The sequence below is a fragment of the Roseicyclus marinus genome, assembly GCF_030163795.1.
Classification (GTDB): Bacteria; Pseudomonadota; Alphaproteobacteria; order Rhodobacterales; family Rhodobacteraceae; genus Roseicyclus; species Roseicyclus marinus.
On record NZ_JASJOF010000003.1, the window covers coordinates 111529 to 125719 of the forward strand.

12 protein-coding genes and 2 pseudogenes are annotated in these 14191 nt (G+C 66.8%); 6 read left to right on the forward strand and 8 right to left on the reverse strand.

Annotated elements, in window-relative coordinates:
* Positions 1-49 precede the first annotated feature (49 nt).
* Positions 50-928 carry a bifunctional DNA-formamidopyrimidine glycosylase/DNA-(apurinic or apyrimidinic site) lyase gene (mutM, locus tag QQK63_RS05605; protein ID WP_277825316.1) on the reverse strand — a complete coding sequence of 293 codons (879 nt, stop codon included), beginning with the start codon at positions 926-928 and terminating at the stop codon, positions 50-52.
* A gap of 87 nt (positions 929-1015) precedes the next feature.
* Here mutM and ubiE point away from each other — a divergent pair, with 87 nt between their 5' ends.
* The gene (gene ubiE / locus QQK63_RS05610) at positions 1016-1771 is read left to right on the forward strand and encodes a bifunctional demethylmenaquinone methyltransferase/2-methoxy-6-polyprenyl-1,4-benzoquinol methylase UbiE (RefSeq protein ID WP_277825318.1); all 756 of its coding nucleotides are present in this window, start codon (positions 1016-1018) and stop codon (positions 1769-1771) included.
* Position 1772: 1 nt separating this feature from the next.
* Entirely contained in the window at positions 1773-3302 is a 1530-nt protein-coding gene (gene ubiB, locus QQK63_RS05615; protein WP_277825320.1) for a 2-polyprenylphenol 6-hydroxylase, read from the forward strand.
* 19 nt (positions 3303-3321) lie between these two features.
* Here ubiB and QQK63_RS05620 read toward each other — a convergent pair whose 3' ends face one another.
* Positions 3322-3987: a flagellar hook capping FlgD N-terminal domain-containing protein gene (locus QQK63_RS05620; protein WP_277825322.1), complete on the reverse strand. Its 666-nt coding sequence runs from the start codon at positions 3985-3987 to the stop codon at positions 3322-3324.
* 20 nt (positions 3988-4007) lie between these two features.
* Positions 4008-5927, reverse strand: a complete 1920-nt coding sequence (fliK, locus tag QQK63_RS05625; RefSeq protein ID WP_277825324.1) for a flagellar hook-length control protein FliK — start codon at positions 5925-5927, stop codon at positions 4008-4010.
* Positions 5928-6037: 110 nt separating this feature from the next.
* Between fliK and QQK63_RS05630 the strand changes: the two genes are divergently transcribed.
* From QQK63_RS05630 to QQK63_RS05640, 3 genes and pseudogenes are all read left to right on the forward strand, one after another.
* On the forward strand, positions 6038-6352 hold the full coding sequence (locus QQK63_RS05630) for a rod-binding protein (protein ID WP_277825326.1): 315 nt from the start codon (positions 6038-6040) through the stop codon (positions 6350-6352).
* Positions 6349-6684 carry a hypothetical protein gene (locus QQK63_RS05635; RefSeq protein ID WP_277825328.1) on the forward strand — a complete coding sequence of 112 codons (336 nt, stop codon included), beginning with the start codon at positions 6349-6351 and terminating at the stop codon, positions 6682-6684. Before QQK63_RS05630 ends, QQK63_RS05635 begins: the two co-directional genes overlap by 4 nt.
* A gap of 224 nt (positions 6685-6908) precedes the next feature.
* Positions 6909-7070: pseudogene (locus tag QQK63_RS05640) on the forward strand (flagellin N-terminal helical domain-containing protein); the annotation flags it as partial.
* 11 nt (positions 7071-7081) lie between these two features.
* Here the strand turns inward: QQK63_RS05640 and QQK63_RS05645 are convergent.
* From QQK63_RS05645 to QQK63_RS05665, 5 genes and pseudogenes are all read right to left on the reverse strand, one after another.
* Positions 7082-8302 (reverse strand): annotated as a pseudogene (locus QQK63_RS05645) (flagellar hook protein FlgE); the annotation flags it as partial.
* 100 nt (positions 8303-8402) lie between these two features.
* Complete coding sequence (locus tag QQK63_RS05650) at positions 8403-9233, reverse strand: flagellar motor protein MotB (protein ID WP_277825330.1); 831 nt, start codon at positions 9231-9233, stop codon at positions 8403-8405.
* 35 nt (positions 9234-9268) lie between these two features.
* Positions 9269-10528: an organoarsenical effux MFS transporter ArsJ gene (arsJ, locus tag QQK63_RS05655; protein ID WP_277825332.1), complete on the reverse strand. Its 1260-nt coding sequence runs from the start codon at positions 10526-10528 to the stop codon at positions 9269-9271.
* Positions 10525-11523, reverse strand: a complete 999-nt coding sequence (locus tag QQK63_RS05660; protein WP_277825334.1) for an ArsJ-associated glyceraldehyde-3-phosphate dehydrogenase — start codon at positions 11521-11523, stop codon at positions 10525-10527. Before QQK63_RS05660 ends, arsJ begins: the two co-directional genes overlap by 4 nt.
* Positions 11520-12359, reverse strand: a complete 840-nt coding sequence (locus QQK63_RS05665; RefSeq protein ID WP_277825336.1) for an arsenate reductase/protein-tyrosine-phosphatase family protein — start codon at positions 12357-12359, stop codon at positions 11520-11522. Before QQK63_RS05665 ends, QQK63_RS05660 begins: the two co-directional genes overlap by 4 nt.
* Before the next feature lie 145 nt (positions 12360-12504).
* Here QQK63_RS05665 and QQK63_RS05670 point away from each other — a divergent pair, with 145 nt between their 5' ends.
* Entirely contained in the window at positions 12505-14190 is a 1686-nt protein-coding gene (locus QQK63_RS05670) for an ABC transporter permease (protein ID WP_277825337.1), read from the forward strand.
* Position 14191: the final 1 nt, after the last annotated feature.

Genomic DNA, 14191 nt, shown 5'->3' on the forward strand with positions numbered 1-14191 from the left:
CACGAGGGCTTGAAGCGGCAGGGTTAGCACCCCGTCCAAGGGTTTCAAGCTATCTTTGACAGGTGACGCAATGGAAACTGGACCGGCCCGATTGCACGGTGCGGCGAATTATTCCTGCACATCCAGGGGTTTGGCAGGCTTCGCCCTCGCGGCCATAAACGCGGAAATTGTGTTGGAAATATCCCAGTTCGCCATCCGCCTGCCGGTAATCGCGCAGGGAGGAACCGCCCGCCTCGATCGCCTCCGAGAGAACCTCGCGGATGATCGGGACAAGGGCGGCCACCCGGGGCGCGGCGATGCGGCCCGCATGGCGCAAGGGAGAGATCCCCGCGCGATAGAGCGCTTCGCAGACGTAGATGTTGCCAAGGCCCGCGACGATGCGCTGGTCGAGAAGCGCGGATTTCACCGGGCTGCGCTTGCCCCGGAAGGCGGCGACCAGGTGATCCTCGTTGAAGGCATTGCCAAGCGGTTCGGGGCCGAGCCCCGCGATCAGCCAATGGCGGTCGAGCGCATCGGTGGGGCAAAGGTCCATCGCGCCGAAGCGGCGGGCATCGTTGAAGGTGACGCGCGCGCCAGCCTCGGTATCTAGGATCACGTGGTCATGTTTTTCGGGCGCGGGATGGAGATGGTGGAATTGCGCGAGCATGTCGCGCCCGCCCCCAAGCGCGGCATCGGGCGCTGAAACGATCATGCGGCCCGACATGCCCAGATGCACGATCAGGGTTTCGCCCGTGTCGAGATCAGCCAGAAGATATTTCGACCGCCGGCCCAGCCGGTCGATGCGCGCGCCGGTCAGACGCTCGGCCATGCGGGGCGGAAAGGGCCAGCGCAGATCGGGGCGATTGACCTGTGCGCGGGCGATCCGCGCGCCTTCGAGCACGGGGGCAAGGCCGCGACGGACTGTCTCGACTTCTGGAAGTTCGGGCACAGCGGGCTTTCCTTTGAGCGGGGCGAGGGTGTAACGCCCTGAGAAGGCCCTATAACAAGGGCGGGACATACGGAAGGACAAGCCCCGATGGCCGAGGACAAGAACGGGCCCACGACCCATTTCGGCTATCAAGAGGTGGCCGAGGACCAGAAGGCGGGTCTGGTCCATGGCGTGTTCACCAATGTCGCCTCGAAATACGACATCATGAACGACGTGATGAGCGTGGGCATCCACCGCGTCTGGAAAGACGCGATGATGGATTGGCTGGCGCCGCGCGACGGGCAGCGCCTGCTGGATGTGGCGGGCGGCACGGGCGATGTCGCGTTCCGGTTCCTCAAGCGCGCGCCGGGGGCGAGCGCGACGGTTCTGGACATGACCGAATCGATGCTGATCGAGGGGCAAAAGCGCGCCGAAGCCGCGCAGATGGCCGAAAAGCTCGAGTGGATCGTGGGCGATGCGATGGCCCTGCCGTTCCCCGACAATACGTTTGACCGCTACACGATCAGTTTCGGCATCCGCAACGTGACGCGCATCCCGCAAGCGCTGGCCGAGGCGTTTCGCGTTTTGCGCCCCGGTGGGCGGTTGATGGTGCTGGAATTCAGCCAATTGCCCAATGACGGGCTGCAAAAGCTGTATGATCTTTATTCCTTCAACGTGATCCCGCGCATGGGGCAGCTGATCGCGGGGGACAGGGACAGTTACCAATACCTCGTCGAATCGATCCGTCGGTTCCCCGATCAGGAGACATTCGCCGCGATGATCCGGAGCGCGGGGTTCGAGCAGGTGAGCTATCGCAACCTGTCGATGGGGATCGCCGCGCTGCATTCGGGGTGGAAGATCTGAGGTGAAGGGCCCGCACAACATCTGGCGGCTGGTCAGGACCGGCGCGACCTTCGAACGGACGGGCGCGATGAAGGCCGTGCTGGAAGCCGTGGACGCGCCTGCGCCGATCCGGGCGGCGGCGCGAATCTTGGGCTGGCCGTTCAAATGGCTGGGATTGCGGGGCGATCCGAGCGTGCCGCCGGTGCCCCGCGCGCTGACGGCGTTGGGGCCTGCCTACATCAAGTTCGGTCAGATCCTGTCGACGCGGCCCGATGTGGTCGGCCCCGAGATGGCGCTGGAATTGCAGGTCCTGCAGGACAAGCTGCCGCCCTTTGCCATGGCCGAAGCGCGGCGCGTGGTCGAACAGGAGATGGAGCGGCCGCTGGAGACCGTGTTTTCGGAGTTTTCCGAGCCGGTCGCGGCCGCATCGATTGCGCAGGTGCACAAGGCGCAGTTGGTGGGTGACGGGCGCGCGGTGGCGGTCAAAATCCTGCGGCCCGGCATCGAACGGGCGTTTCGCAAGGATATCGACGCGTTCTACCTGATAGCCTGGCTAGTCGAGACGCTGTCGCCCGCGTCGCGCCGATTGAGGCCGCGCGCGGTGATCGAGCATTTCGAGGGCGTGGTCATGCAGGAGTTGGACCTGCGGATCGAAGCCTCGGCCTGCGGGGAGTTTCACGCCAATACGGGGCGCGACGAAGGTTTTGTCGTGCCGGAGGTGGAATGGTTCCTGTCGTCGCGGCGGATGATGACGCTGGGCTGGGTCGAGGGGATCACGCTGTCGGATCTGGCGGCGATCGACGCGGCGGGCCATGACAAGAAGGCGTTGGGCGCGCGGGTGTTGCAGATGTTCCTGCGCCACGCGCTGCGCGACGGGTTCTTTCATGCCGACATGCATCAGGGCAACCTGAAGGTGGCGGCCAATGGCGATGTCGTGGCGCTGGATTTCGGGATCATGGGGCGGCTCGATGTCTATACGCGCCGGGTCTATGCCGAGATCCTGATGGGGTTCATCCGCAAGGATTACCGCCGCGTGGCCGAGGTGCATTTCGAGGCGGGATACGTTCCGGCGGATCGCAGCATCGACGAATTCGCGCAGGCGCTGCGGTCGGTGGGCGAGCCGATTTTCGGCATGGATGCGAGCCGGATCTCGATGGCGCGGCTGTTGGCCTATCTGTTCGAGGTCACGGAACGGTTCGGGATGGAGACGCGGACCGAGCTGATCTTGCTGCAGCGGACGATGGTGGTGGTCGAGGGGGTGGCGCGGTCGCTGGACCCCGATATCAACATCTGGGTGGTCGCACGGCCCGTGGTCGAGGAATACATCACCGAGCATGTCGGGCCCAAGGCGGCGCTGCGCGACCTGTGGCAGACGGTGCGGGTGCTGTCGCGGTTCGGGCCGCGTTTGCCCGCATTGGCGGAGCAGGCGCTGCTGGCGCAGGCGAACCCGCCGCGCCCGGAGCGGCGCAACCCCTGGCCCGAGCGGGTGGGTTTCGCGGCGGCGGGTCTTGTGATCGGCGGGGCGGTGGCCGCGGTCTTGGCGTTGATCTGAGCGCGGGTCGCGGCCGGGGTCAGCCGGGGTTTCGCAGGCCCTGAACCTCGGTGGCGGGCAGGCTGTGGCCGCCGTGAAGCGTCAGCCAGACCTCCCCGTCGCGCAGGCGCGCCTCTTGCACGGTGGCGTGGATGAGGGCGGGACGCTCGTCCAGGAGGGATTCGCCCGACCAGTATTCGAGCCCGAGGTTGTAGGTGCCGGTGGGCAGACGGTTGCCCGCGGCATCACGGCCATCCCAATCGAACCTGTCTGGGCCAAGGGGCACGGGGCTGCGTTGCACGATGGCGCCACGGTCATCGCGGACGACGAGTTCGCGCCGGTCGGCCAGCGCAGGCGGATCGCCCGAGAGCGTGATGGGCGTGCCGGTGAAGCGGATGGGCGTGTCGGCCTGCGCCTCCATCCCGATCCAGCCGCCGATCTGGCCCATCCCCAACGTGGCGAAGCCCGCCTGAAGACCTGTCAGCAATTCATTCGTGCGCACCTGTTGTTCGACGCCGGAGAATTGCGCGAGTTGGCTGGCGAATTCGGTCGAATCCATCGGATTGAGCGGATCTTGATGCTGCATCTGCGTGGTCAGGAGGCGAAGGAATGTCTCGAAATCCGAGGTGATCCGGCTGACCCCGGCGTCGGGCGCGGCGCGGCGCGGCACGGTTTCGGCGGCGGCGGTGGTGGAGAGGAGATCCATCTGCTGTCCTTTCTGAACAATCAAAGCCTGAGGTCGAGGCCATCGACGGTGGCGCGGTTGGGCGCCGGGGCGGGCGGTGGCGCAGGGCCGGTCGCGCCATCGGCCGCGCCCTGATGCGGCAGGGGCGCGCGGCCCGAACCGCCGCCGCCCGCGCCCTGATGCGAGACCTGCACCGAGGGCGCATCGAGGCCCGAGCGCAGGAATTCATCGGCCAGAAGGGCGAGGTGGCGGCGGATCAGGTCGGCGGTTTCCGGGCGTTCGGCCACGATGCTGAGGGTGAGGGTTCCGTTGACCTCGGTCAGGGCAAGGCGGAGGCGGCCAAGCTCGGGCGGATCGAGCGCGATGTCGATGGGCGCACCGGGGCTGCGCGGGGCATCGTCTTGCAAGGTGCGGAGGATCTGGGCGGCGACGGCCGTGGCCTGCGGCGCGGAGGGCGCTGTCGGGGGCGGGCCATTGGGCGGCGGATCGGCGACGCGAGACGCCGCCGCCTCGACCCCGAGGGGGATGTCGGCGGGCGCAGGGCGCGCAAGATCGACGGTCGTAGGCGCGGGTTTGGGGCCGCCGTACGGCGGGGCAGACGCCAGCGGGCCGCGCATGACGGTGTGAGGGGGAACCGCTGGCGCGGGCGGCAAGGGGTCCGTTGCCCGGGCATCCGTGATGCGCGCGTCGGGAATCGGGTCTCTGGCCGGGAGGGGCGCAGAGATTGCGGGCGGCGCGGCGAGGCCGGGAGGCTGCACAAGTGGGGCGGTGTTCGGCGTTGGGGATGGCGCGGGCGCGTCGGATTTTGCCGCGCCGGGGATGGGCGTGATGATCGGCGGGGGTGGCGGCGCAGGAAACATCGATGCGCCCGGTGTCGCGGCTTGGGGGATGGCGGGGGGCGGGACCGCCTGCGCTGGCGTGGCCTGCGCCGCGCCCAAGGGGGCGGGGGCAAGCGATGGGCCCTGTGGCGGTGCGGGCCGGGCTTCGGCGCGGGGCGGTTCCGGGTTCGACAGGTTGGAAACCTGCGTCGGGTTCAGCGCGGGCACCGTTCCGAAAGCGTTCGGTGACGGGGTCGTGTGCGACGCGAGGGCCAGGGGCGGGGGAGGATCCCCGCGCTGGATTCCCATGTACGCCACGATCGCCTGTGGCGGTGGAAAAGGCGCAATCGTGAAAGGCCGGGGCGCTGGGTGGGTATCGTCAGGCCGCGGCAGGGTCGGGGCGACGACGGGATGCGGCGCGGAGAGGGGCGGGGCCGCAAGAGTTTCCGGGTCGGCGGTGGCCGTTTCGCGGGGAAATACCGGCGACGGGGCAATATCGGTGCCCTCTTTCCGCAGCGCCCCGCTTTTCTCGATGGAGTGGAGAGGCAGGGGCGCGCCCGTTGGCTGCACGAGCCAGCCGGGAGGCTGTGGGGTGACAGGCTGCGTTTGCGTATCTGAATGGCGGGGTGTCGGCGCGATCGAAGGCATGGGCTGGCCCGGCGTGGAGGCCGCGAAGACGATGCCGCCACCGAGCGTCGGAAAGGGAGGAACTGCCGGGTCAGACGGCGTTGGATCGACCGGCGAGAGCGATGTTTCGGTATTGGTCGGGATGAGGGAATAGGGCGCAAGATCAACGAGGTCAGGCGTGGTCGTGGCGGTTTCGGGGGGCGGCGGACCGGTCCCGGTGTCGGGCGAGGCGTGTGATTGCGGGGCGTTGGCGGCCAAGAAGGTGCTGTACCCGTCATCTTGCGGTCCGTCGGGACGCGCGGGCCATGGTGGGGCGGCGGCCTCCATCGACGTGACGGGCGGGGGCGCCGCAGGCAGCGCCACGGCGGCATCGTCGGCTACCCTTTCCCCGGCGGGCGGCAGGAGGAAGGCGAGGAAGGCCGCATGCCCGTTGCCGTCGGGCCGCGACGAATCGGGTTTGGCCCCCGTCTGCGGCAGGTCGGGGCGACCCGACAGGATGAACATAAGCTCAGACATGGACGGCCCCGGTTTCCTCGATCCGGACCGGTATCGCGCCCGAACCCCTTACGTTTTCTTTACGTCCGCCTGCCAAGCTCGGCGAAATCCCTAGAATTGAGGAGATCGCCATGATGCTGCCAGCCTCCCTCCCCCAAGGCCCGATCGCACCCGATGCCACGGGCCGCGACCCGCCGGGCGACGATGTCGAGAGGCTGCGCAGGGTCGCGCGGGAGTTGGAGGCGAGTTTCCTGTCGGAAATGCTGAAACAGGCGGGATTCGGCGCAGGCCGGGGGACGCTGGGCGGTGGCGCGGGGGAGGAGCAGTTCGGCTCTTTCTTGCGGGCGGAACATGCGCGCGCGCTGGCAGAACGGGGCGGCATCGGGCTGGCCGAACAGCTGTTCGAGGCGCTGGTGGCGCGCACGCGCGGAACGGATCCGGCATGAGTGCCGCGCGGGAATTGTCGCGGGTGGAAAGCCTGCTGGTCGAACAGCGGCGCGCGCTGCTGGCGGGCGATCTGGTGGCGCTGGCCGCGATGCCGGAGCTGCTGGAGGCGGCGCTGCGAGGGCTGGCACGCGCCCCTGTGGCGGGGTCGGATCTGTCGCGGCTGGCCGGGCTGGCCGCCCGCAACGCGGAGCTGATCGGAGCGGCCACAGGGGCCGTCGCGCGGACCCGCGCCAGCCGGACGGACGCGGCGTCACCGGGCCTTGGAACCTATGACAGCGCCGGACAGCGCGCGGCAATGGCCGCGCCAGGCCGAATCCTCGCGCGTGGATGAGAGCGGCGCGCAACCGCTAAAATCCGCAAGAAATTCAGCCCGCCATTAGGAGATTTTTCAGCACCCGATCCGAGATTGGCGAAAGCACCCCGACGGGTGGCGTGACCCGAACCACAGGGTCGCAGGTGTCAGAAGGACATTCCCACGGGGCGGGCGACACAGGTCGCGCCACCCCGGTCACGCATGGCGCCGAACCTGCGCCCAGAACATGGAAGGGGACGAACATGTCCAGCATCTTGACCAATACCAGCGCCATGGTGGCGTTGCAGACGCTGAAATCGGTGAACACGAGCCTGCAAAAGACCCAATCCGAGATTTCCACAGGGAAATCCGTCGCCTCGGCCCGCGACAATTCCACGGTCTGTATGATCTTGGCGTTGGAGGAATAGGCGCGCTGGGTCTGGATCAACTGGGTCAGTTCGGCGGCCACATCGGTGGCGGATTCCTCGCGCGCATAGCCCACCATTTCGCCGGTCGGCCCCTCGCCCGCGTTCCAGAGGAAGAATTGGCCGCTGTCGGGCGAGATCGAATAGGTCTGGTTATCGCCGGTCGTCAGCCCGTTGAGATTGGGCACATCGACCACGGGGATCTGGTAGATCACGCGGGTGATCCCGCTGTCATAGATGGCATGAAGAAAGCCGTTGGCATCCACCTCCACCCGGCTGAGATCACCCACGGGAGAGCCGTTCTTGACCACCGGCGCGCGCGAGAAGGTGTCGGACAATTGCGTCAGGCCTCCCGCATCGCCGGGCCGGCCGATGCGCAGGTCCAAGGGGCCGCCCGCCACGGTCAGAGCGATGCGCCCGGTCGCTGGGTCATAGGCCCCACCCGACAGGACCGTGACACTGTCGAGATTGCCGCCGTTGCCGCGCGCATCGTCGAAGGTGACGCCATATTCCCCGATCACTGCCCCGCCCGAGGCGCTGTCGCGCACCTCCATCGTCCATTCATGGCTCATCCCGCTGGCCGGGACATTGGGGGAAAAGGTGATTTCCAGGTATTGGGAGGTTCCGAGATTGTCGAAATATTCCGCCGACATGACAAAGGGTTGTCCGTCAGATCCCGCATCGGTCGAGGTGGCGGGCAGGTTCACGGACAATTCCATGAAGGTGGTTGGATCGCCCGCGAACTGGTTGGAGTTGATCACTACGGGCTGCAACCCATCGAAGGTGTCGCGCGGGAAATTCGGTATCGAGCCATCGGCATTGGCGGGCCAGCCCATCAACACCTCCCCGGTCTGGGTGCGCAACACCCCCTCGGCATCGGGGCGGAAGGAGCCGGTGGTCATCAACCGCACCGGCAGATCGTCGCCTGGGCCGTTCAGCGCGGCGGCGCTGGTGACCGGCAACATGCCACGCCCGCCGATGGCAAGGTCGGTGGGGTTGGTCGTGGTGACAAGCGTGCCGCGCTGGTCGACCATCCGCGACGTGGAGGCGCGCACGCCACCGGCCGAATAGCTGCCATCGTTTTGCGTGATCACTAGCGAATGGAAATCGGCCACCACCCGTTTGTAGCCATAGGTGCTGGAATTGGCGATGTTGTCGGCGATGGTGGCCAATCGGCTGGCATTCACCTGCAGGCCCGCGACCCCGGAATTGAGCGAGGAGGAAATCGTCATCTCATGCGCCTTTCTGCTGCATCAGGGTTTTGGCCGACCATGGGCCCCAAGGTTTAACGCCGTCCTAACGTGTAAAATCCGACCCATTTTCGCGCCGCAGCTAGAGGTCGCGGCGCAGCACGATCACCTCCAGCCGGTCGTTGCGCAGTGCCATGGGATTGGCGGTGACCGGCACACGGTCGGCATGACCCGTGACGCGGCGGATGCGCCGGGGGGGCAGGCCGCCCGCCTCAAGCATCGCGCGAAACAGTTGCGCGCGATCGGTCGACACGCGCCAACGCGTCTCGCTGGCCACGACGACGGGTTCGGCGGCCACATGGCCACCCAGCGCGATGTCATTGATGACCGTGCCGAAAAGATCGGCCATCACCGCGGCAAGGTCAGGCAGCCATACCGCAGGCTGGCCGGTGTCGGGGTCAAAGATCGCCTGACCCGGACGCGAAAAGATCTCGATCACCAGACCCTCGTCGCTCAACCGCGTCTGGACGTGGGCCAGCAGGTTTTCGGGCAGGGCGCTGTCGCCGGTCAGTGCCGCCTCCAACGCCTCGAGTGCGGCCGCCTCCTCGGCCATGGCCTCGGCGTGGTCGGTGCCCGAAAGGCCAAGGCTCTGCCGCCCCTCCGTCGGGCGCAGGTTGGTGGCACCCGTGCCGTTTTGCGCGACGGAGGTTTCGGAAAACGGGCTGTCGCCGCCGAATGCCCCGTCGCCACCGCCCGAGATGCGGGTGATCGGAATCGTCGGGGAAAAGTAATCGGCGATGCCCTTGCGTTGCTGTTCTGTGGTGGCGTTCAAGAGCCACATCAGCATGAAGAACGCCATCATCGCGGTGACGAAATCGGCATAGGCCACTTTCCAGGCGCCGCCGTGGTGGCCGCCCCCGGCGATCACCTTCTTGCGTTTCACGATCAGGGGGCGCGTCTCGTTTCCAGCCATGCAGGCGGATGTAACAGGCAGGTCTGAACGCCGCGTTAATGCGCGACCGGATCAAGACGGCGGGCGGCGAGCGCGCTCAAGGCCAGCATCACGGACGCGGTGCCGAGACAGGCGGGCAGCCCGCCCAACTGGTAGGACAGCCCCGACAAAAGCGTGCCAAGCAGCCGCCCGGCGGCATTGGCCATGTAGTAAAAGCCCACGTCCATCGTGACCCGCTCGGCCCGGGTGAAGGCAAGGATCAGGTAGGAATGGAGGGCGGAATTCACCGCGAAAACCGCCCCGAACAGCAACAGCCCCACGACCACAACCGCCGTCAGCCATGGCGCAGGCGCGCCCGCCGCCCAGACCAGCAGGGCCAACGCCGCAGGCAAAAGCGCCAATCCCCCCGCCCAAAGCCAGGCCTGCCCGATCAGCGCCGCATCACCCCGCGCCTCGGCCCGCAGAATGCGGGGCGCCGTGGCCTGCACCGCGCCGTACAGAATGATCCAGCCCGCCATGAAGCTTCCGATCATGAAGAACGCCGCGCGGTTGCCCGCCACCGTGCCATCCGACAGGACCGCGTAGAAATAGATCGGGATGCCCACGACGAACCAGACATCCCGCGCCCCGAACAAGAACACGCGCGCCGCCGACAGCCAGTTCACATTGGCGGATTTCGAAAAGACCTCGGTGAATTTCGCGCCCTTGCGACCCACGGGCAGGCCCGATGGCATCCGCAGCACGATCACCACGAGGATCACGGCCAGAACCCCTGCCATGCTCAGCACCGCAGGCACGAACCCGGCCAGCGCCAGCAAGGCCGCGCCCAGCAGGAAGCCCAACCCCTTGACCGCATTCTTTGACCCGGTCAGGACCGCGACCCAGCGAAATAGCGCGCCACCTTGCGCCGGGGCCAACAGCTTGACCGCCGATTTCGACGACATCTTGGCCAGATCCTTGGCCACGCCCGACAGGCCCTGCACGACCATCACAAAGGCGACCGAGGCCGCGATGCCCCACGCAGGGTCGAGTTGCGCCAGCGCAAGAAGCGCCACGATCTGCACCCCCAGCCCGGCATAAAGCGTCGCGGTCAGGCCAAAGCGCGCGGCGATCCAGCCCGCCGACAGGTTCGTCACGATCCCCGCCAGTTCGTATAGAAGAAACAGGTAGGCGAGCTGTACCGGGGAAAAGCCCAGCGTGTGGAAATGCAGCAAGACCAGCATCCTGAGCGCGCCATCGGTCAGCATGAAGGCCCAATAGGCCGCCGTCACCGCCACATAGGCGGCGAAACCCTCCGGGCGCGCGGATGCGGTCATGGGGCCGCGCCCACCATCAGGGCGACATCGACGAGCCGATGGGCATAGCCCATTTCATTGTCATACCAGGCGTAGATCTTCACCTGCGTGCCGTTCACGACCATCGTGCTTGGCGCATCCACGATGCCCGACCGGGTGTCGTTGGTGTAATCGGCACTGACCAGCGGCAGCTCCTCGTAGCCGAGGATACCGGCAAGCGGGCCCGAAGCCGCCGCCTTGAACAACGCGTTCACCTCCTCCGCCGTCGTTTCCCGCTCCACCTCGAACACGCAATCGGTGAGCGAGGCATTGAGCAGCGGCACCCGCACGGCATGACCGTTCAGCTTTCCCTTAAGCTCCGGGTAGATCAGCGTGATCGCCGTGGCGCTGCCCGTGGTGGTGGGGATCAGGCTGTTCAACGCCGACCGCGCGCGGCGCAGGTCCTTGGCCGGGCGGTCCACGATGGTTTGCGTGTTCGTCACATCATGGATCGTGGTGATCGAACCGTGACGGATGCCAATCGCCTCGTGGATCACCTTGACCACGGGGGCCAGGCAATTGGTGGTGCAACTGGCCGCCGTGACGATCCGGTGCACCGCATGGTCATAGATGTCGTGGTTCACGCCATAGACGATGTTGGCCGCACCGCCGTCCTTGACCGGGGCGCTGACAACCACGCGCTTCACGCCCGCGTCGAAATAGGGCTGGATCTTGGCCGCCGTCTTGAACACGCCCGTGCAATCGATCACCACGTCGACGCCGGCAAGCGGCAGATTGGCCGGGTCGCGTTCGGCCAACACCGGCAGGCGCGTGCCATCGATGGTGATGCTGTCGGCATCGGCGGTGATGTCGGCCTGCCACCGTCCATGCACCGTGTCGAACTCCAACAGATGCGCATGCATCGCCGGATCGCCCACGGCGTCATTGATCCAGGCGATCTTCACCCCCCGCTCCAACAGCGGCTTGAGCGCCAGTTTCCCGATCCGGCCCAGCCCGTTCAGCGCATAGGTGGTCATGCCGCGCCCTCCGTCTTGGCGATCCCATCCAGCGCGCGCTGGAGCGAGATCCGGTCCAGCGTATCGAGAGGCAGGGCGGTGAAGGCCAGAATACGGTTGCGCAGCATCCCATAGGCCGACTGAAACGCCAGCATCCGCTCGGCCTCGGTGCCTTGCGCCTTCACCGGGTCGGGCGTCGACCAATGCGCCGACATGGGCTGACCCGGCCAGGGCGGGCAGGCCTCGTTCGCGGCGCGGTCACAGACGGTAAAGACGAAATCGAAAACCGGCGCGCCCGCGCCCTGAAACTCGGACAGGTTCTTTGACCGCAGCGCCGCGGTATCATGCCCCTTCAGGCGCAGCATCTCCACCGCCATCGGGTTCAACGCCGATTGCGGCTGGGTTCCGGCGGAAAACACCTCGAACCGGTCGCCGGCCATCTCGCGCAGGATCGTTTCGGCAAAGATCGACCGGGCGGAATTGCCGGTGCAGATGAACAAGACCTTGTAGCGGCCGTTGGGCATGATGCGGTCTCCGTCAGGGGCGGACAGGGAAAGGGGTGGGCAAAGGTCTGCACGGCCACGGCAACAATCGCGTAACAGGCCGTCGGTCATCATCCGCAAGCCATCCATGTCGGCCGCATAGCGCAGCGAGGTGCCAATCCGGTCGCGCGTGATCAGCCCGGCCTGCATCAGATCAGCCAGATAGGCGCTGAGCGTATTGGGCTTCAGCCCCAGCACCTCGGCAATCTCGCCCGCCGGAACCTTGTCGGGGTAGCGGCGGATCAACAATTGCACGACATCCAGACGGGCCGGATGGCTGAGGGCGGCGAATCGGTCTGTAAGCATTATTTCCATATTTCTCGAAATACCGAATAAATGGCAGCGCTCAAGTGAAGCTTTTGCGACAGAGCCGCCCATCCCCTGCCCGGTCGCTTGCATTCGCGGGAAATCCCGACAAAAGGTGTCGGATTGGATGACCCGTCAAAGAACAACCCCGCCGATGGCTAAAACCACCCGATCCCGCCGCCTGTCGGCCCTTGCATGGGCAGCCGCCGCGATCTGCATCCTGCCGATGGCCGCCGTGGCCGTGGCCGCCCTGACCGGTGGCATCGGCACGCTGACAAGCCTCGCCGGGTCCGTCTTGCCGCGTTATGCGGGGACCACAGCGCTTTTGGTGGTGATCGTCGGCATCGGCACGGCGGTCATCGGCACATCCACGGCATGGCTTGTGACCGCTACTCGGTTTCCGGGGCGGCGCCTGTTCGAGATCGCGCTGGCGCTGCCGCTGACCTTTCCGGCCTATGTGCTGGCCTATGCCTATACCGATCTGCTGGACCATCCCGGCTGGGTGCAATCGACCCTGCGCGAGGTGATGGGCTGGGGCCCGCGCGACTACTGGTTCCCCGAAATCCGCAGCCTCGGCGGGGCGGCGGCGATGCTGATCCTCGTCCTTTATCCCTACGTCTACCTGCTCGCGCGGGCGGCCTTCCTGCGCCAATCGGCGACGGCCTATATCGCCGCGCGCACCTTGGGGCAGGGTCCATGGGGCGCGTTTTTCCGCGTGTCGGTGCCCGTCGCGCGCCCCGCCATCGCGGGCGGCGTGCTGCTGGCGCTGATGGAAACCCTCGCCGATTACGGAACGGTGGCCTATTTCGGCGTCCAGACCTTCGCCACCGGCATCTATGTCAGCTGGTTCGGCCTCTTCGACCGGGGCGCGGCGGCGCAACTGGCGCTCTGCCTTCTGGTCGTGGCGCTCACCTTCGCCACGCTGGAACGCCGCCAGCGCCGCCACCTGCGCCACCACGACGCCGGTCGCCGCTTCGAACGGATGGAACCTGTGCGCCTGCGCGGCCGCGCCGCCGCCGGGGCCATCGCCGTCTGCGGTCTGCCCGTGTTTTTCGGCTTTCTCCTGCCCACGGGCATTCTGCTGTCCCTCGCCTCGGGTGCGAGCCAACTGCTGTTCACCCCCCGCTATCTCGCCTTTCTCCAGCATTCGCTGACGCTCGCCTCCATCGCCGCCGTGCTGACGGTGGCCGCCGCCATTGCGCTGGGGTTCAACGCGCGGCTGCATCCGACCAAGGGGTCACAAACGGCGCTACGCATCGCAGGCATCGGCTATGCCGTGCCGGGCGGTGTGATCGCGGTGGGGCTTCTGTTTCCCTTCGCCGCTTTCGACAATGCGCTCGACCGGTTCATGGAGGCGAATTTCGGCATCGACACGGGGCTTTTGATCACCGGGTCGATCTGGCTGATGATCATGGCCTACATGGTGCGGTTCATGGCGGTGGCGCTGAACACTTACGAATCGGGGCTGGCGACCGTGAACCCCAACATGGACGCCGTCGCCCGCACGCTCGGCCACGGGCCTGCCCCCATGCTGCGCCGCATCCACGTGCCGATCCTGCAACCCTCGATCCTGACCGCGCTCCTGATCGTCTTCGTCGACGTGATGAAGGAATTGCCCGCTACCCTGATCCTGCGGCCCTTCAATTACGATACGCTGGCGGTGCAGGCGCATCGCCTCGCCTCGGATGAACGGCTGGTCGAGGCGGCGGTGCCAAGCCTCGTGATCGGCGCGGTCGGGCTGATCCCGGTGGCGATCCTGTGCTGGAGCATCGGGCGCGAGGGGCGGCCCATGCGCAACGCCGTCGACGCCGCGCAAGGGCAGGTACAGCGGACGGCCTGAC

Coding starts and splice junctions, on each gene's coding strand:
- arsJ (WP_277825332.1), bottom strand. CDS start 10,528: ATGACCGCATCCGCGCGCCCGGAGGGTTTCGCCGCCTATGTGGCGGTG.
- fliK (WP_277825324.1), bottom strand. CDS start 5,927: ATGTCTGAGCTTATGTTCATCCTGTCGGGTCGCCCCGACCTGCCGCAG.
- QQK63_RS05665 (WP_277825336.1), bottom strand. CDS start 12,359: ATGGAAATAATGCTTACAGACCGATTCGCCGCCCTCAGCCATCCGGCC.
- QQK63_RS05630 (WP_277825326.1), top strand. CDS start 6,038: ATGATGCTGCCAGCCTCCCTCCCCCAAGGCCCGATCGCACCCGATGCC.
- QQK63_RS05635 (WP_277825328.1), top strand. CDS start 6,349: ATGAGTGCCGCGCGGGAATTGTCGCGGGTGGAAAGCCTGCTGGTCGAA.
- QQK63_RS05660 (WP_277825334.1), bottom strand. CDS start 11,523: ATGACCACCTATGCGCTGAACGGGCTGGGCCGGATCGGGAAACTGGCG.
- QQK63_RS05670 (WP_277825337.1), top strand. CDS start 12,505: ATGGCTAAAACCACCCGATCCCGCCGCCTGTCGGCCCTTGCATGGGCA.
- QQK63_RS05620 (WP_277825322.1), bottom strand. CDS start 3,987: ATGGATCTCCTCTCCACCACCGCCGCCGCCGAAACCGTGCCGCGCCGC.
- QQK63_RS05650 (WP_277825330.1), bottom strand. CDS start 9,233: ATGGCTGGAAACGAGACGCGCCCCCTGATCGTGAAACGCAAGAAGGTG.
- ubiE (WP_277825318.1), top strand. CDS start 1,016: ATGGCCGAGGACAAGAACGGGCCCACGACCCATTTCGGCTATCAAGAG.